Raw genomic sequence first — 20,772 nt, forward strand, 5'->3', positions numbered from 1 at the left:
CATCAACCTACCACGAAAGTGGGCAGACTTCTGTGGTAATGTTTGGGAGGCAAATACCCAACATTAGCCAAATGGTAATTCTTTACAATAAACTTTTAGAACTTTTTAAAGTAGGAATGCAAATGAACGATAAAATCAAAGAAAATCTCCTCGACCAATCGTGTGCGCCGACTGACAACCTGCAATCAAATTGGGACAGAATAGACTGGACTAAGGCGGAGCAAGCTGTTAAGAAGCTTCAAGCTCGTATTGTAAAGGCTCAGAAGGAAGGCAGACATAACAAGGTGAAAGCCTTGCAATGGACGCTTACCCACTCTTTTTACGCAAAAGCCTTAGCCGTAAAGAGGGTTACTTCTAACGGGGGTGGTTGTACTCCTGGGGTTGACAAAGAAATATGGGATACCCCTAAAGCTAAAATGCAAGCAATAACCCAACTCAAACGCAGAGGCTACCAGCCAATGCCGCTGAGAAGAGTTCATATCAAGAAGAGCAACGGCAAACTGCGACCGTTGGGAATACCGACAATGAAAGACAGAGCCATGCAAGCACTCTATCTTATGGCATTGGAGCCTGTATCAGAAACTACAGCTGATACTCGTTCATACGGTTTCCGCAAGGAACGCTGCTGTATGGATGCAATACAGCAATGTCATAACATTCTCCGAAAGGGATATTCTCCCGAATGGATTTTGGAGGGTGACATAAAAGGGTGTTTTGACCATATCAGCCATGAGTGGTTACTTGCCAATATCCCAATGGATAAGGCAATACTCCGAAAATGGTTGAAATGTGGCTATGTTTTCAACAAGCAAATGTTCCCGACCGAGGAAGGAACACCGCAAGGTGGTATAATTTCTCCGACACTTGCCAATATGACTTTGGACGGATTGCAGAAAGCTCTTGCAGATAGATATAAGCGCCATCATGTTAATGGTAAGTTGTATTCATCAATGGTGAACCTTGTACGTTATGCGGATGATTTTATCATCACTTGCGAGAACAAGGAAACTCTTGAAAATGAAATCAAGCCATTGGTTGCTGAATTTATGTCTGAAAGAGGTCTGACCTTATCAGAGGAAAAGACGGTGATAACCAACGTGCATGACGGTTTTGATTTTCTTGGCTTTAATATCCGCAAATACGGCAAGGACATATTGACCAAGCCGACAAAGAAATCCGAGAAACGCTTTATGGAGAATATCCGTAAGGTAATTAAGGAGAACAAGGGTTGCAGACAGGAGTCGTTAATCAGAATGTTGAACTCTAAAATCCGAGGATGGGGAGGTTATTATCAGCATGGAGCGACACGTGATTCATTTCACAGAATCGACCATCAGATATTCCTCTCACTATGGCAATGGGCAAAACGCCGTCATTCCAAGAAAGGGAAACGGTGGATAAAAGACCGATATTGGCATGACATTCGAGGGAACAAATGGACTTTCGCTTCAAAATTCAAGAAACCAAACGGAAAGGAAGACCAATTGACATTATTGTCTCTGACTTCATCGTTTCCATTCCTGCAATACACGCAGATTAAAGGAGACATGAACCCGTTTGATGCAGACTGTCGTCTGTACTTCTATAAAAGAAAGAAGTCGAAAATGCTTGTTACGCTAAAAGGACGCAAGTCACTGCTGTACCTATGGGAAAAGCAAGGACGCAAATGTCCTATATGCGGTGAGCCTATTGATACGCACAAGGCATGGAATGTCATGCCAACCGTTCAAAACGGAAAGAAATGCAATCTGTTGGTTCATGATGAATGTTTTAAATTATCCCGCAAATCAAATGGAAACAAGAAGTAGTTTGAGCCGGTCTCTGCATACAAACAGAGGCTTAGAAAAGCTTGAGCCGTATGAGGGGAAACTCTCATGTACGGTTCTTAGGGGGGAAGAGGGCAGCAATGCCCTTGACCTACCCGATCGACCATCAGACTTGGCACAGCGTGACGGTCGAGGGGTGCGTGCAGGCAACGAGATTGCCAAACTGTATGCTGACAATAAGGTGGACATTATCATCTATGCGGTGGAAAAGTCGCTTGACTCGTACAAGTTCAACCTCCTGCACTGCAAGCAGACCTTCATCTCGCAGTTGAAAAGCGGAGCCTTGGGGGCGAGAACCATTGACGAGGGAGCGATGGACGAGAAATCGGGCATGAATTTTTCAGAGTATATGGCTATTCTCTCCGGGAATACCGACTTGCTCGACAAGGCGAAGCTGGAGAAGAAGATTGCTTCTTTGGAGGGTGAGCGCAAATCGTTTAACAAGGGTAAGCGTGACTCAGAAACAAAATTGCAGTCAAAGACGGCAGAGCTGGGCAACAACAAAGCCTCTCTCAAGGGAATGACCGAGGACTACGGCAAGTTTATGGGCAAAGCCAAGAAAGACAAGGACGGCAACATCCTCAACCTCATCACTCTCGATGGTGTGGAGTCCACGAACTTGGAGGTTATTGGAAAGCATCTACAGAGGTTGGCGGAGAAAGAGACGACAGGCGGACAATACAAGCGGATTGGAGAAATCTACGGATTCCCTGTCAAGATTGTCAGCGAGACAAGTTTCGAGAATGGTCTTCCATTTGTTGACAACCGCTTTTTTGTCGAGGGCAATTACAAGTACCAGTACAACTACGGTCACATTGCCAAGTCGGACCCGATAGCAGCTGCAAACAACTTTCTGAATGCCTTACAGAAGATACCAAGCTACATTGAGCAGTATGATTCAAGATGCAAGGCTTTGGAAAAGGAAATACAGCAACTGGAAGAGATAGCTGGCAAGACTTGGAAGAAAGAGGAAGAACTGAAAGGTCTTAAAGCGGAACTGGCGGCGTTGGACAGAAAAATACAGTTAGAATTGGCACCACCTGTTCCAGAAAAGGATATAAGTGATAAATCTCAAAAAGAAAACAACACTATCAAATCGGGAGAATTCTACGCAGATACTATAGTACAACAAGAAAGGAAGGTCCGTATTGGTCTTTAATTGTTCTATTTATAAAGTGGCAAACAAACTTATTATGAGTTTGTTTGCTACTTCTTTTTCTTAATACTGTATAAATTATCTAAAATTCATAGCTCTCCGTTCACGTTTTGATATCAAATAGTAATGAAAAACAGCATTTGTTTATACAAAATTTCTGAGATATTAAAGCGATTCGGCTTAAATAGTCTTAAATTTACAACGTCGTATTTATATTTTCTGCCATTTCTTGTCTTTTCTCAATAAATTTTCGTATTTTTGCAGTCGGATTGTATAGCCAGACCGCAGTTGTCGCTGTAAGACGAGTTCTTTCATGATAACCGAGTCGGCAGCCTACGCCGTGCTGAGTGTAGTGAAGTCAACCATGACATATCTATACGAAAGCGGGCTTTGGGTGGGAAAACAATCCAGACATAATGGAAGGCGTTTATCGACGCTGTGTTTAAGACTTCCTGTAATCTAGCAAATTAACAGTTAATCATAGTCTTGAATATGGTCAACGGTAGATGTCCCGGGTGTGATTATTTCAATCCCGTGGAGACCTTGTAAGCATAGATTGTACCCTTTCGGGCGCAATCAAATGTATTATATAGGTCTCTTTACACGGACATGATTTTCATATCGGCGTGGGCTCTGACGTTGTCTGTTCAACTATGATAGGCAATTGCTAGAGCCTCAGGAAGTGGAATGGACAACAGGACGATTCCACGCTTTTTTTTGTCGCAATTTAACGGATTTCTGTCTAGAAAAAAGTTAGCACCGATATGAAAGTCGATGAATGGACATCAGAAGATGTACACACCTCAGGAGGAGGTGAATTCCCTCCTTGCGCTGGACTTACCTCCAACGCCCTCCCCGAAGCTCAAAGCACAGTTTCCGCCGAGAGTTCACAAACAGGGGTGTCCACCAGAAATGCCCATATAGCAAGTAAGCCTAAAGCGCAAAAAGAGGAAGAAATTCCTCATTGGTATGTTTTACGCACCACCTATGGTAGAGAGAAAAAAGCATACGACTATATGACCGCCAAAGGCATCACGGCTTTCTATCCTACCACCGAGGTAGTGAAACTTATAAAAGGTAAGCGCAAAATTGTTATCGAGTCACGTTTACCCAACATCTTCTTCGCCTACGGTACCGAAGAACAACTCAAAACCTTTGTTTACGACAATGTAAATCTCCCATTCCTTCGTTTTTACTATCGTCACGTCCACGTTGGGCGCAGAATAGAGAAGGTTCCTATGATAGTTCCAGACTATCAGATGGAAAGTCTCAAAATCATCTGTGCTGCCGATGCGGATAATACAATCGTGTCATTAGTCGAAGTGCCAAAGTTCGAGAAAGGACAGTCGGTAAAGGTTATTGATGGTGTATTCAAAGGGGTGGTTGGAATAGTTGCACGCTGGCAGGGGCAACAGAGAGTAGGCGTGGTAGTAGATGATTTGGTAACAATGGCAACAGCCTATATACCAAGTGCGTTTCTTCAAAAAATATAAGTAACTGTTCAAAATTAATTTTATAAATATGAATAATTCACGAATAAGTTCGTACCCACAGACGCCAAGGCCATGTTCGTACAATAGAAAAGCGAGTCCGTAGTCTCGTAATCTATCGGTCTTATCCATTTGCCCTTAAGTATACGCCAAAGAATCTCGGCAGGATTAAGTTCTGGAGAATAAGGTGGAAGATAGAAGAGGAACAATCCTCTTTTCTCCCAAATTTTCCTCAGTTCTTTAACTTTCCGATTTCTATGAACAGAAGCATTGTCCAAGACAATTACAGTCTTCTTCGTAACATTGAAAGAGAATCTGTCAAGATAGTCCACAATCCTGTCTGCGTTGATGGACTCTTGTGTGGTAAAACCTTTATATTGGTTCCTTTTGGTAATCATGCCAAAGATATTAAGCCGGGCTGCCTTCTCGGATGGGATGTAAATATCCTCATTCTTGAATTGCCAGCCATATGGAACATAACCATTTGTACAAACATGGCTTTCGTCGGCATAATATAGCATAAGTTCTCCTTTGGAATCAAGTTCTTCAAGTTCTTGCAACTTCTCTTTCTTGTATGCGTAGAGCTGCGGTGAGGGTTTGCCCCTTGGGCGTTTTCTTATACGCTTATATCTTGCACCAATGTTTCTAAAAAACGTTTGAAGGTAATGTCACTGGCTTCTTTACCAGTCGCATTCTGCCATGCTTCACGTGCTTTGGACACACTCTGACGGTCTTCCTCAATTGCCTTGCGGACTGCTTCTTCATCAGAACAATCCATAATAGGCTTTCGCCCCTGACCAGGACGTGTATCCAAGCCTTTGATGCCATTTTCTTCATAACGTTTTACCCATGTGTAGACAGTAGGTACTGTTACCTCAAGCATTTCTGCTATTTGGGGAGCTGATTTACCTTCTGACTTCAGCAATATGGATTTGCATCTGATACGAAAACTATGAGTAGGGCCATTATGATAGCCTTTCTCTAATTTGAGGCGATCAACCTCTGATAATTCAAGTACTTTTATTGGTTTCATAATTCTATTTTTTCTATAAAACGGAAAATGAACCATATCTATGATGTTGCAAATACCGATGAGCAAAAAAGCAATAGCGGAAGCTATCGGAGTAGATAAAAGCACTGTTTACAGGGAGATAAAGCGCAATTGCGACGCCCGAAGTGGTAGCTATAGCATGGAGCTTGCCCAGCGAAAAGCAGACAGGCGCAAGCAGCAAAAACATCGCAAGGAAGTGCTTACACCGGCAATGAGAAAACGGATAATAAAGCTGTTGAAGAAAGGATTCAGCCCGGAGCAGATTGTCGGCAGGAGCCGCTTGGAGGGAATTGCGATGGTATCTCACGAAACGATATATCGCTGGATTTGGGAGGATAAGCGGCGGGGTGGCAAACTGCACAAATATCTTCGCAGACAAGGTCGCAGGTATGCCAAACGTGGTTCTAAAAATGCAGGGCGAGGATTTATCCCAGGCAGGGTGGATATTGATGAGCGTCCCGAGATAGTGGAACTGAAGGAGAGATTTGGTGATTTAGAGATAGATACAATTATTGGTAAGAACCACAAAGGTGCCATTCTTACCATTAACGACAGAGCAACAAGCAGGGTCTGGATACGCAAGTTGTCGGGAAAAGAAGCCATCCCGGTAGCTAAGATTGCAGTATGGGCACTGCGGAAAGTGAAAAACTTAATACACACAATTACGGCTGACAATGGAAAGGAGTTTGCAAAGCACGAGGAAATTGCGCAAAAATTGGAAATAAAATTCTATTTTTGCAAACCATACCACTCATGGGAACGTGGTGCCAATGAAAACACCAACGGGCTTATCAGGCAGTATATCCCAAAGGGTAAGGACTTTAGTGAAGTAACCAACAAACAGATTAAGTGGATTGAAAATAAACTCAATAATCGACCTCGTAAAAGACTTGGATACCTCACGCCAAACGAAAAATTTAAACAAATTATTAATCAGAATTCTGTTGCATTTGCAAGTTGAATTCAGCCCTGTAAGAAGTTACTAATGACAAAAAAGAAATTGCCCGTTCGTTTTACGGGTCAGCACTTTACTATTGATAAAGTGCTAATAAAAGATGCAATAAGACAAGCAAATATAAGTAATCAGGATACGGTTTTAGATATTGGGGCAGGCAAGGGGTTTCTTACTGTTCATTTATTAAAAATCGCCAACAATGTTGTTGCTATTGAAAACGACACAGCTTTGGTTGAACATTTACGAAAATTGTTTTCTGATGCCCGAAATGTTCAAGTTGTCGGTTGTGATTTTAGGAATTTTGCAGTTCCGAAATTTCCTTTCAAAGTGGTGTCAAATATTCCTTATGGCATTACTTCCGATATTTTCAAAATCCTGATGTTTGAGAGTCTTGGAAATTTTCTGGGAGGTTCCATTGTCCTTCAATTAGAACCTGCACAAAAGTTATTTTCGAGGAAGCTTTACAATCCATATACCGTTTTCTATCATACTTTTTTTGATTTGAAACTTGTCTATGAGGTAGGTCCTGAAAGTTTCTTGCCACCGCCAACTGTCAAATCAGCCCTGTTAAACATTAAAAGAAAACACTTATTTTTTGATTTTAAGTTTAAAGCCAAATACTTAGCATTTATTTCCTGTCTGTTAGAGAAACCTGATTTATCTGTAAAAACAGCTTTAAAGTCGATTTTCAGGAAAAGTCAGGTCAGGTCAATTTCGGAAAAATTCGGTTTAAACCTTAATGCTCAAATTGTTTGTTTGTCTCCAAGTCAATGGTTAAACTGTTTTTTGGAAATGCTGGAAGTTGTCCCTGAAAAATTTCATCCTTCGTAGTTCAAAGTCGGGTGGTTGTCAAGATGATTTTTTTGGTTTGGTGTCGTCTTTTTTTAAGCTGCCGCATAACGGTTTGGCGCTTGGCGCAGTGGCGGATTTTGGAGCACAAAACTGTCAATACACCACAAAAGTTGATGCGAGGTAGAATGTTCAATTAACCACGTCACCCGCCATTGAGCCAAACGCCTGTTACCTGCTGGCATTCTTTTAAATTATATTCAAGTCTTTAAATACTTTTTTGGTAATTTCTTTTCTGCAACTTCCGAAATCACAATACTCTGTTAATTCTTATGTAATCGATTGAAAATGAGAGAGTTAATTAACGTAATATAACTAATAAAATTTGGTTAAGTGGCTGATTATCAGTAACTTTATAGTTCTCTAAGCTCAAAGTTATATGACATCAGAACCACTCAACCAATATACGGAAATATGCAGAGATGCTATCAAAAGTTCATCTGCAAAGTTAAGCAAAACTTTCGAGAGTCTACTCTTGGAAATACTTTTATTATACATGACGATACAAAGAAAGATAAATTTCACTCAAATGGAGCGTTACGGTACCCATTGTGAGCAGACCTACAGAACGAACTTCAACCGTGGTCGTGCTAAATGCATAGACTGGGTGAAGTTCAACCTTGCCCTATGCCGACGTTACTTGAATATGGATGGTCTATTGGCTATAGCCATCGATCCGAGCTACATCAGCAAGTCGGGTAAGAAGACTCCGCATATCGGTACTTTCTGGTCCGGTTGTGCAAGTTCCATGAAGCATGGGCTTGAAATCATGGGGCTTGCACTTGTCGATGTCCATGCCAACAGTTGCATGATGCTGCGCGCCCATCAGACTCCATCTACTGGAGAATTGAAAATGCGTAACATGACTCTCGTGCAACATTACATAGCGGTCATCAAGCGTTATAAGAAGGATTTGTTGAAGGTCACCGATATTGTTGTCGCTGACGCTTTCTTCTCTATCCGTCCGTTTGTGGACGGAATCAAAGAGTGCGGTTTCCATCTTGTCAGCCGCTTCAGGGATACTGCGAGCCTATATTATGTGTATACGGGACCTCGTTCCAATAAGCCTGGACGTCCCAAGACACTTGACGGAAAAATCAACTACAAGAAACTTGACCTCACACGTATGGCAGAGTTGCATATTGAAGGACTTGAAGGCACAGCCTACACACTCATAGCCTATTCAAAGGCATTGAAGCAGAAAGTGCGTCTTGTCATTTGGGTTATGCCGAACGGAAAACACAAGCTTTTCTTCTCAACAAAGACATCCATGTCGGGTGAGGAAGTGTTGCGCACATACCGCTCAAGATTCCAAATAGAGTTTTGTTTTCGCGATGCAAAGCAATATACTGGTCTTACGCATTGCCAAGCAAGACACAAGAACCAGTTGGACTTTTCCTATAATGCATCATTCGCATCACAGAATGTTGCGAAAGTGATGATGAAGGAAAATGGAGTGCCGTATTCCATGGCTTCTTTCAAGGAAATCATGGCAAGCACATACATCGCTAAACTAATTTTCGACAAGTGTCAGAGTAAACCGAACCGAAAGTTAATTAGTCATACTATCAAAGAACTCTTTGGCTGGCAGCGTAAAGCCGCTTAGCCGTTATCTCAAATTTTAACGAACCATTGATTAAAGGGAAAGTTCCATTAAATACAAGTAAAGACTATGCCTCAGAAGTAAGTTCGTACACTAAGGGCTTAGGCATTTTTATGGTTAAGCCATGTGGGTATCAAATAACAAAAGACGGTTATTCTGATAATACCCGTATGGAAGAAAAGGATAAACTTTTATTCATGTTTGAAAAATCAGTATCATCAAAATAATGGAACGATCCAGGAATTTCTATAAGACAATACGGTTGGGGTATATACTTATCTCCGTTCTTATCGGATGTATAGCATATAATAGCTTCTATGAATGGCAGGAGATAGAAGCATTAGAACTTGACAATAAAAAAATAGACGAGTTCCGAAAAGAGATAAACAATATCAATATTCAAATGATAAAATTTTCTCTATTGGGTGAAACAATACTGGAATGGAACGATAAAGATATCGAGCATTACCATGCACGGCGTATGGCAATGGACAGTATGCTCTGCCGTTTCAAGGTCACCTATCCAGCAGAGCGTATCGATAGTGTGCGCAGTCTTTTAGAGGATAAGGAACGACAGATGTTCCAGATAGTCCGGTTAATGGATGAACAACAATCTATTAACCCTCAAATCCGCAACCTATAGGGTTTAGTGGGATTTTGCTTGCAAAGCGACAAAATTCATTTTATTGTACATATTTCTTGCACAACAGAAATGTCGCAGACACAAAATCCCCTTACCCCATAAAGCGACTTGAGGTAATACGCTGGTTTAACCAGAAAAGCATGGTCTTTAACCAAAGTCTGTCTTGAACAGGTTGGCATAAGCATTGTTGTCTGAGTAAATGTTCAATACATGCCTACGTGATGTCTTAATCCATTTCGCAGGAACAGAGATGAACTTGAAAACAAAGGTCTTGATTCTGCTGGTGGCACGCAATCCAAATTCATGGGTTTTCAATCTCTGCATAATAGCTTTGTAGAAGTTTCTGATGAGAGCTGTCATAAGCAGGAATACAGTATTCTGTGCCATGAACGATTTTGGCAATCGATTCCAGCCAAAGCCATTGTTCATGTCATCGAAGATGCGTTCCTTGCCACCACGAAGATTGTAGAATTCCACGATGTCTCTTGCACTCGACTTGTAATCGTTAGTCAGTATACATCTGTAGGTATATTCGCCTTCCCAAATGTCAAGGTCTCCATCTATTCGCCTTTGTCTCTGTATGACAAGACGATACGGTTTTCCTTTCCATTTCTCAACAAGGATAGAATTCAACTCAAACTCAATACCGTTGATTTCAACAGTTTTCCATCCAGTTAAGGCAAACATGGAATCGTAGAAAGAAGAGCATCTGTTGGCACGAATATAAAAATGCCTGCAATGAGCCTCTACCATATCTACGATTTCCTCCGAACATGAGCCGCAATCCATGCGGGCACGAGAAATATATATTTCCGAAGCCTCCAATCGCTTGAAGATTCTTTCCAAAGTTTCTTTTTGGTTGAAGCGTACGTTTGTGTTGCCGTCTCTATTTTCAATACCAACAATCATGTCGTTAATGACAGCTACGCCTGGACTATAGCCCAAGAACTTCTTGTAGGTTGGTTTTGCATCATACTTCTCTGTTTCAATGAACTGATGGTCAAAGTCAAAATCATACTCTTGACCGGATTTCAATTGACCAGTAGCAAGCAGGGCATTGACCAGTAAGCAGTTCATCTTGTCTGCAGTATTGAAATCATAGGATTTGCCAGAAGCAGACTTATAGGTGATGCTCTTAAAAGTCAGTTCTTCGATAGCACGTAATATGGTGTCTGCGCTGCAAGTGCGAAGAGTTGGATGAAGAGACAAATGTTTCATCAGGTGAGTTGTAACATCCTCAATACATGAGCCACCACAAAGATATACGCACATCAGAGAGCGTAGAATCTCGCTATATTGATAACCAAACATAGTGCATCTCAATCCCAAGGTGGAATCTATGGTTTGAGCTAAAAGAGCATCAAATTGCTCCATAATCGAAAAAATTCCCCCAAAAGGAGTGAGTTTCTCAGATTTTATTTGTATCTTTGCCATGTCATATTAGAGTTTTGCTTGTCTTCTTTTCGCAACACTAAGGTAAGTGAAAATTCTGACATGGCAAAATCCTGGGTAACTTTTTGTTGCACAGGCACTTATAAATAATGTTAAATATAGTGTTGCGGAATTAAGGTTATCTAAAACAATCTGACATTTCTGAAAAAAGTCCATGCAAGACTTGTAAAGATTACGAAATATGTAGAATTCCGAAACAAGTATGTTATAGGGATATTGTAAGAAAATATGGTGAAAAACATTGGGATTATCCAGATGTTAATTGCCCTAAATGCCTATGAAAAAGTATTTGTATATTCTTTGTTTTTACCTTGTGCAAAGCACGTTAATGAGCTTTGCGCAAGGTAAACATGCCTCAATGCAGGACACTATCAAACTTTCCGATGTAACCGTCATGGCAGAAAGAACTTTGGTTCAGCATAAAGCCGACAGGATGATAGTAAGTGTAGAACATAATAAATTACTGAAGTCACGTTCTCTTTCTAGTATTTTGGACTTGATTCCTGATGTCGATTATGATGGTGAGGGAGGCATCAGCGTCATGGGAAATGGCGTAAAAATATATGAAAACGGAAAAGTGGTGAACCTGAGTGGTGTTCAACTGAAAAGATACCTGTCTTCTTTGCATGGAAATGACATCAAGAGTTTGGAAATATTACCTCGAGCAACGGCTGAGTATGATGCAGAAGGTGGTACTGCAATTCTTGTTGTCAATAGACAGAAGAAGCATGAATATGGACTTTCTGGTTATGTGGGCAGCGATTATGAGCGGAAAAGCAGAAATTCATACTCTGAATTTACTGGATTGACGTATTCATGGGGTAAGCTCGCCCTTTATTCCAATATGACTTTTGGACATTCGGAAAGTAAAAGTGTAACTTATGAAAATGACTATGGACGAGACCTAACTGTTGGCAGCAATTCGAGAAGCAATGATAAAGGGCATTACTATATGCCAAAGTTTGGTCTTGACTTCAATATCTCTCACAAACAATATTTGGGTGTCGAGTGGTCGGGAAGCTACTCAAAAGACTACTCCAATGCTTGTTGGTTAAATTCTACGATTACGGACAAGAACAATTATCCAACAAATATAAAGACCTTTGCCCCATACTCATTAAAGGACAACGCCAACAACGTTACCTTAAACTACGAATGGGCTGTAGACTCATTGGGTAGCAAGTTGAACGTTATAGCTGATTATGCAGGGAAAAGAGAGCATGATTTGTATGAATATGAGAACCTATATACTTTAGGCATTGGCTCGGACAGCATCATTTCCAAGTCGCAACCCTCTTTAGAGAGTATGGATATTTATAGCGCACAGGTAGGTTTCACCAAGTCTTTAAAACTTCATCAGTTTGCCTTCGGTGCCAAGTATGTCTATGCTGACATCGGATACAATAGCAGATTGAATCTTGGAAACACGACCTTGGCAGGAGTGTTGTCTGAAGATATAGATCAAAGAGACGATTTCAAATATTTTGAAAAACGATTAGCTGTATACGGAATGTATAAGTATACATCACAGTTATGGGAAGTTCAAGTGGGATTGCGTAATGAATACACAGAATGGGAAACAAGGCAACGTGTGAAGAATCAATTGTATACCAAAAGAAATGATAACATTCTCTTCCCTTCTTTCTTTGTGAGCAGAGAAATGGGAGAAGGCAATTCTTTATCGCTGAGTTATACACAATCAATCAATCGTCCGTTGTATCAAATGGTGAATCCGTTCGTTTTTCATCTGTCAGAGACCTCTTACAAAGAAGGTAATCCTGATTTAAAAGGTGAGTTGCTATACAACGCAGGCTTACAATTCATGCTGAAATCTAAATATATATTCTCTTTGTCTGCTCTCTTCATCGACAGGAAAATCAATGAGATATATGAACAGATTGGAGAATATCAAACTCGCTACATGTTAAGGAACAACGGCACAACGAAGAGGTTGACGCTGTACATGGGCATACCTTTTACATGGGGAATTTGGAATTGCAGAAACAATGTAGAGTTAAGTCAGAGTTGGTACCAGAATAGTGCCAATTGTGTCAACGACTTTGGTGTAGTTCTGTCCAGTTATAATCGCATCAGGTTGTCAAAACAACTTACAGCGATGTCAAACCTACGTTATGTCAGACATTACAAGCAACTCTTCCTTATCCAGAAGACAGATTACATCGGTGTTGATGTTGAGGGCGATTACAATTGCTGTAAGAATAGGGTGAATGTTAATTTTGGCGTAAAAGACTTGCTTAACTGTAGGGGAAAGAACAAGCAAATCTTTAGAAATGGCGATTTTGAGCATCATTCAGAATTTGATTTTCTTTCACGAAAGTTTTTTGTCAGTGTAACGTTTAATTTCTCAGTAGGCGCAAAACGCGCAATTCGGCATAATAAGGAATTTTCTAATGAAGAGGACAAAGAAAGAATGTAAAATTTTCCGAATCCGCTATCATAAATTCATTTTCTAAAGTAAAGCTTGAATATTTACAACATAGTCTACATGTCAAACAGGTAACTATTCAGCGAATGCCATAGCATAGCTGTCCGTGCCCCCCAAAAAAGGCACGGATAGCTATGGTGATAAGTCATACTTTTTTGCTGTTAACTTTTTTCCGAATATAAATTTAGAAAAAGAGACTCTTCCTTCTTGTTGAAGACAAAAGGTGGTAAGCAATTTATTGAGATGGATCACTGGATTGACGAAGCAACATCATCTCTCCTCCAAGATATTGCGATATTACAGCCATTGGCTACGACTTGTATTTATGAAAAACTGATGATGTTAGAAGTGAAGTTCTGAATGGTAAAGGTGTAAGAGTTAGGTAAACGACTCTCTCATTTACTCATTGATAAAGCTGACAACGCAAAAGACTTTTCAATAAGATTCAAAAGGATGGTAGGATTGAAACTCTTGCCATCCTTTTTCGATTAAGTCTCACAATCTACACTCTGTCAGCTTTTGGCTTTCTTGCCAATGGTTATTATTCAATAATGGCTCTTTTTCTGACGATATACTGTTTTTACCAAGAATTTACATAAAAGTTGTTATAATATATATAAATATTCGTCTTTGATACTTCCTGCCATTATCTTTGCCGATTAAAATGTTAGTGCAAAGCAATAATGAAGTAATAGAAACGTAAAAAGTAAACAACATGGAACGCAAAGAACAGACCGGGCATATCTGTAGATGGATGGCTTTAGGCATCATGACTGCCATCATCATCGTAGGATGTACCATTGTAATCGGCCTATTTGAATGGCGCGACAGAAAGGAGATTGAGTGTAGAAATGCAGAACTGCATCAGTGGCGAAAGAATGTGCATGACTTAAACTTGCACATAACGGAATTGTCACTGCTTGGTGAAATGGTTGCGGATTGGGACTCAACAGATGTAAATGAGTATCATTCGCTTCGATTGGAAGTGGACAGTATGCTTGAAGGCATCGCAGGTATCTGTCCGAAAGAAGATTCTGATACGATCTGCCGTCTTCTTGCAGAAAAGGAACAGCTCCTTCTGGATATAAAGGATGCCATGCAGGATCTGAATGCCACTCAAGAAAAGCTGACCGCAGAAGTTCCAAGAATTGTAGAGCAGAATAAAACTGAAAGCAAAAGACTTTCAGCTATGCCACAGCAGGCAAAGCCAAAGAAGCGCGGTTTCTTCAGCAGATTGTTCGGCAAGAAAGAAAATGCAGTAACAACAGGCAGCCGTTTAACCCAAACAGAAAAGATGCTCACCAACCTAAACCAAACGGTTGTTGCTAAACATCACCAGCAAAGCCGTAAGGTAGTGGAGATATTGGATAGTCTTGGAAACAGAAATGAAGGTATCAATAAGCAGTTGCAAAGAGTAATCAGCTTAGCTGATGAGAATGTGGATAATGGCATAAAAGTTCGTGAGCGACAAATCGCAGACTTGGAAGGCAATTATACCTATTATTATATAGGGATGATAGGATTGTTGATATTGGTATTTTTCGTATTATTCCTATTGGTATGGCGATTCGCATTCAAGACACGTAAGAGCAAGGAAGAAACAAGAAAGGTGATGCTGACAGTAACGCATGAGATGCGCAGTCCCTTGTCTGCCATCAAGGATTATGCTCGCAAGATTAGCGGACTTGATGATGCTACGGATGAAAGCAAACGATATGCCGACTTGATTGTTGACACATCGAAAGGCTTGACTTCTATGATTGACAGTTTCCTGGTTTACTCCAAATTAGCGAATGGAAAGGCGACCGTCAAGGAACGCCCTTTCCGTATGATGGACATTGCCGAGCAATTAAAGATAGAGTATGAGCCCTTTGCAGCGAAGAAGCAACTGGAATTGAGCGTCAGCAATAAGGCAGATGGTGTTGTCAATGGAGATAAGGAAAAGGTGCTTACAATAGGACGCAATCTGCTTTCCAATGCCATCAAATATACGGAAAAGGGTGAGATAGTATTGTCCACAACCTATAAAGATGGTGTGTTCATGCTAAAGGTTAAGGATACGGGAACAGGATTGGATGACAAGCAACAAAAACAAATCTTCAAGGAATTTGCAAGATTGGGAAATGCGGTCACCCAACCGGGATTTGGCTTGGGGCTTTCTATTGTCAAGAACCTCGTTTCACTGATGAAAGGAAAAATCGATGTGTCCAGTCACCAAGGGCTTGGAAGTATCTTTACCATTAGTCTTCCTATGGCTGCAGCCGAAAAGCAGAATGTGGAACCAATCCTGTATAGAACGAAACGACAAGATTCGTTTACTGTCATTGCCATTGATGATAGCCATGTGCAACTGAGTACCATCCGTGAGGCGTTTGCATCGAACGGCATCGTATGTGACACTTGTAATAATGCCACGGACTTGTTGGATATGATGCGCAAAAAATCTTATGATCTGCTGATAACGGATTTGAAGATGGCTGAAGTGAATGGTATCGAGATTCTGGAAATGATGCGTATGGTGAACGTGCGTAACTCTAAGACTATTCCTGTTGTTGTTATGACAGCAGCACCAAATGTGAGTGAGCAAGAACTGCTTGACGCAGGATTTGTCGCTTGTCTGTTCAAGCCGATGTCTGACAAGGATTTGATAAACACTGCAAGAAAGTGTGTGAATGGCAAGATAGCAGAAAAACAAATAGACTTCTCTATGTTGCTGACCTACGGCAATGAAAAAGAGACTTTGGAGAATTTCGTAAAGGAAATGACTGACACATTGGGCAGTATCCGTAATGCAGCCCAGAGAGGAGAACCGCAAGAAAATGTCCGATGCCATTCACCACGCAAGAAGCTCGTGGATGATGGCACAATCTGACGAGTCTTTGAACTATCTTTTTGACCTGATAGAAGATTCTACATCATCAGACGACGTTATCAATCAAGCGGTTGAGGATGTTTTCGCACATGGTGAGGAAATCATCAAAGCCGCACAAAAGAAAATTGAGGAGGTAACAGCATGAAGAAAGTAATAATCATTGAAGACAGCCCGACATTTTGCAATATGTTGGGCAAGAAGTTGGAGGCAAAGGGCTGGGAAATAATCTTATGCTACAATTACAGAGATGGTCTGAAAGCTGTGAGGGAATCCTCTGAATGGGATGTTGTCATTTCGGATATGCGCTTGGGGAATGATAACGGCATCGACCTGTTGGAATGGATGCGTAGTAACGGCTACCAGAATCCATTTATCATCATGACATCTTACGATGAAAGCATGAGTGCCGTGAGGACTATGAAATTGGGAGCAGAAGACTATATACCGAAGAAATTGTTGCTTGATGTAGTTTATGAACGTTTGGAAGAAATCATAGACAAGCAGAAACGACTCGTAGAGTTGAATAACAAGATTGTTTACCGCAAAAGTGAGAAGTTTCGCCGTATATACAAAATGGCAGAATTGTTTGCCAAAAGCGACATGGCTGTTATGATATTGGGAGACAACGGAACAGGCAAAGAACATATAGCGGAAAAGATACATCTGCAAAGCAAAAGAGCCGACAAGCCTTTTGAAGTAGTAGATTGCGGTACGCTTTCTGCGGAACTTGCCGTTTCCGCTCTCTTCGGACATGAGAAAGGAGCATTCACAAGTGCAGACGCAGCAAGAAAAGGTTACTTTGAATTGGCTGCTGGAGGTACGCTGTTCTTGGACGAGATAGGCAACCTGCCGAAAGACGTACAGGCGATGTTGCTGCGTGTGTTGCAATCCAAGAGCTACCGACCATTGGGAGCTACAAAAGATAAAGTGGCTGATGTGCGCATTATTGCCGCCACCAACGAAAACCTGCAAGAGGCAGTTCGGGAAGGACGATTCAGAAGCGACTCTGTATTATCGACTTCACGAAGCGGTTATTGAGATTCCACGGTTGCGAGATTGCAAGGAAGATATTATGCCATTAGCTAACTTCTTCCTGAAACTATATGATAGGCATACGGACAAAGAAATAAAATGTATCAGTAAGGAAGCGCAAAGGGCACTTGTAAGCCATACATGGCCAGGCAATGTGCGTGAGTTGAAATCATGTATCATGCGAGCTATGCTGTTATGCGAGAATGAGATAATAGATGTCGAGGACTTGCAGTTGTCACAATCGGCATTGACAGAAGAGGCTTTGGACTTTGATGAACAAGAACGCAAGATCAATCGAGAGCGTATCTTGTGGGCTTTGAAGCAATGCAATGGCATCAAGCGTGATGCGGCAAAAATGTTGGAAATGAGCCATACTACATTCTATGCCCGTATGAAAGAGTATGGTATTCCAACTAACAAGTTGTAACGGTATAAGAACCGTGTAAGGAAGATTGGACGAGTGTCCGGTTTTCCTTACACTATTTCTGCTTGCAATTTCCTTGTGAAAATCTTATTCTCTTGATAAAGTTGCTGATTATCAGGAAATATCATCATCCTATTGTTTAGTCTGTCTTGGAATGGCATAGGTGTTGGACTAATAAATGGTGTGCGCACAGAAACATCAAATTAGTACAAACCCATAAAAGAGACAGCAACATGGAATACAACATATTGATAGAGACTGATTTTTTCAACTTGCTGAATGCAGGTCATAAGAACAAAGGTGGTAACGCTTTGGAGAACTCATACCGTGAGTTTATCAAGGTTGTGGTTGATTTATGCAGCACCAACGTGAAGCAAGCGGTCTTTGCACTGTCATACGCAGAGACCGAGCTTGACTTTCATCTGTCAATGCCCCATATAAAGGATTGTTTGGGAACCGTAGGCTTGTATGTGCGCAAGGCTATTGCATTTGTCCGAAGGATGCAAGAGCATGTGGCAGCAACATATCATCTTCATGTGACCACATCCACTTCAGAAGCCTCTCCGCCAGTATCATCAGAATCAAAGCCATTAGTAAAATGGACTGGCAATGCCGTTGACCTTGTAGAAATGGTATATGGCATCTGCGTAATGGGAAGCGTGAACGATGGCGATGTGAAGTTCAAGGACTTGGCGCAAGCCATGTACCAGTTCTTTGGTATCAAAGCCAAGGACTGCTATCGTTTCTATACCGACATCAGAAGACGCAAGAACCATAGCCGTACTTACTTCCTTGACAGAATGCAGGAGAAGTTGAACGACAAAATGCGAAAGGATGATGAATTGGAAAGAATGAGACGATAAAAAACGATAAATCCCATATATGTATGCAGGGGCGAGTAACTGAAAAGGACAATTCCTAAAAGTTACTCGCCTTATTGTTTATTTCTGTATGAGATGCTTTAAGCTCTCGTCACCAGTGATGCGCTCCAGCTCGTCCTTGACAATCAGCTTGACATCTTCCTTGATTTGGTTGTAGTTGTCCTGAATGGCTTGCTTCATGCAGTCGTTGCCATCCGCATCCTTGAAGTCGTTGATGATGGGGATAGGCTGATAATGGCTTTCCTCTCGCTTTACCTTGTCGGTGTCAACGACAATCTCGGCATGGAAGATCTTCTGCTCTATGCGCTCGGTGAAGTTGTCGGAAACAGAGCCGACAAACATACCTTGGGTAAGACCACTAATCTTGCTTGGCGGAATGAGACTGTCCATTTGGGTATTGATGGACGTAGAGACATCCTGTCGGTTGATGGAAATGGACTGACGCTTTTGGAGCACCTTGCCGAAACGCTCGGATAAAGTCTTGGCGGTCTCGCCAACGACCTGTCCGCTGAAGATATTACCAACGGTATTGATAACCACCTTTGCCTCCTTGTCTCCATAATCGCGAACCAACTGCGAGAAGTCTTGGAAGCCTAAACACACCGCCACCTTGTTGCTTCGTGCCGTAGCAATCAGATTATCCAAGCCTTTGAAATAGATAGTTGGTAACTCGTCAATGATAACGGATGATTTGAGTTGTCCCTTCTTGTTGATGAGTTTCACGATGCGGCTGTTGTACAAACCGAGTGCGGCACCATAAATATTCTGTCGGTCAGGATTATTTCCGACACACAGAATCTTAGGTTCATTGGGATTGTTGATGTCGAGTGTAAACTCGCTTGCGGACATCACCCAGTAGAGTTGTGGTGAAATCATTCGTGACAACGGAATCTTTGCGCTTGCAATCTGCCCCGCCAACTGCTCCATCGCCCCACCTTGCCAGGCATCCATGAACGGAGATAAATAATTTTCAAGTTCGGGATAGCTCGTTAGTATCGGAAAGACATCTTCGTATCTGCGGTTGAGCAGTTCGATGGCATGAGGAAAGGTGCAATACTTTCCGTCCTTGTAGATTCTTAGGTACCAGATGATGGCAGCAAACAGAATAATCGGACTCTCCACGAAGAAGTCGCCCTGCTTCTGTACCCACGTCTTGTTGAGATTGAGCATGATGGTGTATGCACTCTCATAAGCATCGGAAATGTCACTCATAAAATCTGGGTGAATAGGATTGCAGCGATGACTTCTGCGAGGATCATCAAAGTTGATGACATAGAACTGGGGCTTGACCTTATATCCATTCTGATGGTTCATCATGTGGTTGTAGGCAATCGTCGAAAGGTCGGGAAACTTGAAATCATAGATATACATTGAATACCCCTTCTCTATCTGCTGTTTGATGTAGTTGTTCACTACAGCAAAGGACTTACCACTACCCGGTGTACCTAACACGATGGTCGCTCGGAACGGATTGACCACGTTGATCCATCCTCTCTGCCATTTCTTCTTGTAATAGAATCGTGTTGGCAGATTGACGGAATACTCGTTCTCCATGAGTTTGGTTTCCTGCATGAAACTCTCATTCTCATTATTGAACACATCCTCCATGAGGTTGTATTTCAAGAGTCTGCTCATCCAGAGTCCTCCCATCAACAGGCAGATATAACCTGCTGTCATTGTAAAGATGTACAGCGTGGCATTGCCCAAATGAGATATAGGCAACAATAATATCCACCAGTTGAGGAAGAATAGGCAGAAGCCCACGACAAGAACTGTAGAAATCCTGTTCCAACTCATCTTTTCTGCCTTTACGCCCTTGGTTCCCAGACATGAGAGTGCCAGGAGCAGAAGCGAAAACAGCTTGGTATAGAGGATGGAATGGAATAAACCGCCTGTACGGTTGAAGTTGATCAGGATTCTGTCAACAACCCCGATTGTCACTCCCCACATGTGCATTGCCTCGTAGCAATACCAATATACATTCATAATAGCGAGAATTATACTCACGGCACGGAGAAAATCCATAATTTTCCCCAATGCTCTCAAATCGTCTTCTTGTGCCATTGTTTTTCTGTTTTGAAGTTATACCTTG

The 20,772-nt window shown here is 41.6% G+C and carries 15 protein-coding genes and 3 pseudogenes; 14 read left to right on the plus strand and 4 right to left on the minus strand.

Annotation, left to right across the window (positions count from 1 at the left end):
- Positions 1-122: 122 nt before the first annotated feature.
- The 3 genes and pseudogenes from ltrA to RCO84_RS16650 all read left to right on the plus strand — a co-directional run bounded on the left by ltrA (position 123) and on the right by RCO84_RS16650 (position 4,475).
- Positions 123-1,808, plus strand: coding sequence for a group II intron reverse transcriptase/maturase (ltrA, locus tag RCO84_RS16640; RefSeq protein ID WP_317511389.1), 1,686 nt, complete (start codon positions 123-125; stop codon positions 1,806-1,808).
- 103 nt (positions 1,809-1,911) lie between these two features.
- A pseudogene (locus RCO84_RS16645) lies at positions 1,912-2,910 on the plus strand (DNA methylase); the annotation flags it as partial.
- 836 nt (positions 2,911-3,746) lie between these two features.
- The gene (locus RCO84_RS16650) at positions 3,747-4,475 is read left to right on the plus strand and encodes a UpxY family transcription antiterminator (protein ID WP_264951755.1); all 729 of its coding nucleotides are present in this window, start codon (positions 3,747-3,749) and stop codon (positions 4,473-4,475) included.
- 20 nt (positions 4,476-4,495) lie between these two features.
- Here RCO84_RS16650 and RCO84_RS16655 read toward each other — a convergent pair whose 3' ends face one another.
- On the minus strand, positions 4,496-5,113 hold the full coding sequence (locus tag RCO84_RS16655; RefSeq protein WP_142990670.1) for an IS630 family transposase: 618 nt from the start codon (positions 5,111-5,113) through the stop codon (positions 4,496-4,498).
- Complete coding sequence (locus RCO84_RS16660; RefSeq protein ID WP_089545438.1) at positions 5,089-5,505, minus strand: helix-turn-helix domain-containing protein; 417 nt, start codon at positions 5,503-5,505, stop codon at positions 5,089-5,091. The genes RCO84_RS16655 and RCO84_RS16660 overlap by 25 nt, the downstream gene beginning before the upstream one ends.
- Positions 5,506-5,545: 40 nt before the next feature.
- Here RCO84_RS16660 and RCO84_RS16665 point away from each other — a divergent pair, with 40 nt between their 5' ends.
- The 5 genes and pseudogenes from RCO84_RS16665 to RCO84_RS16685 all read left to right on the plus strand — a co-directional run.
- Positions 5,546-6,484 (plus strand): IS30-like element IS4351 family transposase, encoded by a 939-nt coding sequence (locus RCO84_RS16665; RefSeq protein ID WP_304237365.1) that lies wholly within the window; start codon positions 5,546-5,548, stop codon positions 6,482-6,484.
- A gap of 24 nt (positions 6,485-6,508) precedes the next feature.
- Positions 6,509-7,309 (plus strand): 23S rRNA (adenine(2058)-N(6))-methyltransferase Erm(F), encoded by an 801-nt coding sequence (gene erm(F) / locus RCO84_RS16670; RefSeq protein ID WP_118079546.1) that lies wholly within the window; start codon positions 6,509-6,511, stop codon positions 7,307-7,309.
- Between the two features lie 514 nt (positions 7,310-7,823).
- Positions 7,824-8,933 (plus strand): transposase, encoded by a 1,110-nt coding sequence (locus tag RCO84_RS16675; RefSeq protein ID WP_074759719.1) that lies wholly within the window; start codon positions 7,824-7,826, stop codon positions 8,931-8,933.
- Positions 8,934-8,962: 29 nt separating this feature from the next.
- A pseudogene (locus RCO84_RS16680) lies at positions 8,963-9,157 on the plus strand (hypothetical protein); the annotation flags it as partial.
- Positions 9,157-9,567, plus strand: a pseudogene (locus RCO84_RS16685) (two component system sensor kinase); the annotation flags it as partial. The pseudogenes RCO84_RS16680 and RCO84_RS16685, both read left to right, overlap by 1 nt.
- A gap of 153 nt (positions 9,568-9,720) precedes the next feature.
- Here RCO84_RS16685 and RCO84_RS16690 read toward each other — a convergent pair.
- Complete coding sequence (locus RCO84_RS16690) at positions 9,721-11,007, minus strand: IS1380 family transposase (RefSeq protein ID WP_200756500.1); 1,287 nt, start codon at positions 11,005-11,007, stop codon at positions 9,721-9,723.
- A gap of 295 nt (positions 11,008-11,302) precedes the next feature.
- On the opposite strand from RCO84_RS16690, the gene RCO84_RS16695 reads away from it, so the two are divergent.
- The 6 genes from RCO84_RS16695 (at position 11,303) to RCO84_RS16720 (ending at position 18,662) form a co-directional block, all read left to right on the plus strand.
- Positions 11,303-13,462 carry an outer membrane beta-barrel family protein gene (locus RCO84_RS16695; RefSeq protein ID WP_304237554.1) on the plus strand — a complete coding sequence of 720 codons (2,160 nt, stop codon included), beginning with the start codon at positions 11,303-11,305 and terminating at the stop codon, positions 13,460-13,462.
- A 724-nt stretch (positions 13,463-14,186) separates the two neighbouring features.
- Entirely contained in the window at positions 14,187-16,343 is a 2,157-nt protein-coding gene (locus tag RCO84_RS16700; protein ID WP_317585811.1) for an ATP-binding response regulator, read from the plus strand.
- Positions 16,327-16,488 carry a hypothetical protein gene (locus RCO84_RS16705; RefSeq protein ID WP_317585812.1) on the plus strand — a complete coding sequence of 54 codons (162 nt, stop codon included), beginning with the start codon at positions 16,327-16,329 and terminating at the stop codon, positions 16,486-16,488. Before RCO84_RS16700 ends, RCO84_RS16705 begins: the two co-directional genes overlap by 17 nt.
- The gene (locus RCO84_RS16710; RefSeq protein ID WP_317585813.1) at positions 16,485-17,381 is read left to right on the plus strand and encodes a sigma-54-dependent transcriptional regulator; all 897 of its coding nucleotides are present in this window, start codon (positions 16,485-16,487) and stop codon (positions 17,379-17,381) included. Before RCO84_RS16705 ends, RCO84_RS16710 begins: the two co-directional genes overlap by 4 nt.
- The gene (locus RCO84_RS16715) at positions 17,278-17,802 is read left to right on the plus strand and encodes a helix-turn-helix domain-containing protein (protein ID WP_445081701.1); all 525 of its coding nucleotides are present in this window, start codon (positions 17,278-17,280) and stop codon (positions 17,800-17,802) included. The genes RCO84_RS16710 and RCO84_RS16715 overlap by 104 nt, the downstream gene beginning before the upstream one ends.
- A 230-nt stretch (positions 17,803-18,032) precedes the next feature.
- Positions 18,033-18,662 carry an RteC domain-containing protein gene (locus RCO84_RS16720; RefSeq protein WP_117663913.1) on the plus strand — a complete coding sequence of 210 codons (630 nt, stop codon included), beginning with the start codon at positions 18,033-18,035 and terminating at the stop codon, positions 18,660-18,662.
- A gap of 78 nt (positions 18,663-18,740) precedes the next feature.
- Here RCO84_RS16720 and mobC read toward each other — a convergent pair whose 3' ends face one another.
- Positions 18,741-20,744, minus strand: coding sequence for a conjugal transfer protein MobC (gene mobC / locus RCO84_RS16725; RefSeq protein ID WP_317511425.1), 2,004 nt, complete (start codon positions 20,742-20,744; stop codon positions 18,741-18,743).
- Positions 20,745-20,772 lie beyond the last annotated feature (28 nt).

This window comes from Segatella copri (assembly GCF_949820605.1).
Classification (GTDB): Bacteria; Bacteroidota; Bacteroidia; order Bacteroidales; family Bacteroidaceae; genus Prevotella.

What these genes read in the sequence shown, in the direction of transcription:
- RCO84_RS16715 (WP_445081701.1), top strand. Translation starts at nt 17,278, where the DNA reads ATGTGCGCATTATTGCCGCCACCAACGAAAACCTGCAAGAGGCAGTTC.
- RCO84_RS16695 (WP_304237554.1), top strand. Translation starts at nt 11,303, where the DNA reads ATGAAAAAGTATTTGTATATTCTTTGTTTTTACCTTGTGCAAAGCACG.
- ltrA (WP_317511389.1), top strand. Translation starts at nt 123, where the DNA reads ATGAACGATAAAATCAAAGAAAATCTCCTCGACCAATCGTGTGCGCCG.
- RCO84_RS16675 (WP_074759719.1), top strand. Translation starts at nt 7,824, where the DNA reads ATGACGATACAAAGAAAGATAAATTTCACTCAAATGGAGCGTTACGGT.
- RCO84_RS16690 (WP_200756500.1), bottom strand. Translation starts at nt 11,007, where the DNA reads ATGGCAAAGATACAAATAAAATCTGAGAAACTCACTCCTTTTGGGGGA.
- RCO84_RS16705 (WP_317585812.1), top strand. Translation starts at nt 16,327, where the DNA reads ATGATGGCACAATCTGACGAGTCTTTGAACTATCTTTTTGACCTGATA.
- RCO84_RS16650 (WP_264951755.1), top strand. Translation starts at nt 3,747, where the DNA reads ATGAAAGTCGATGAATGGACATCAGAAGATGTACACACCTCAGGAGGA.
- RCO84_RS16700 (WP_317585811.1), top strand. Translation starts at nt 14,187, where the DNA reads ATGGAACGCAAAGAACAGACCGGGCATATCTGTAGATGGATGGCTTTA.
- RCO84_RS16665 (WP_304237365.1), top strand. Translation starts at nt 5,546, where the DNA reads ATGATGTTGCAAATACCGATGAGCAAAAAAGCAATAGCGGAAGCTATC.
- RCO84_RS16710 (WP_317585813.1), top strand. Translation starts at nt 16,485, where the DNA reads ATGAAGAAAGTAATAATCATTGAAGACAGCCCGACATTTTGCAATATG.
- mobC (WP_317511425.1), bottom strand. Translation starts at nt 20,744, where the DNA reads ATGGCACAAGAAGACGATTTGAGAGCATTGGGGAAAATTATGGATTTT.
- RCO84_RS16660 (WP_089545438.1), bottom strand. Translation starts at nt 5,505, where the DNA reads ATGAAACCAATAAAAGTACTTGAATTATCAGAGGTTGATCGCCTCAAA.
- RCO84_RS16720 (WP_117663913.1), top strand. Translation starts at nt 18,033, where the DNA reads ATGGAATACAACATATTGATAGAGACTGATTTTTTCAACTTGCTGAAT.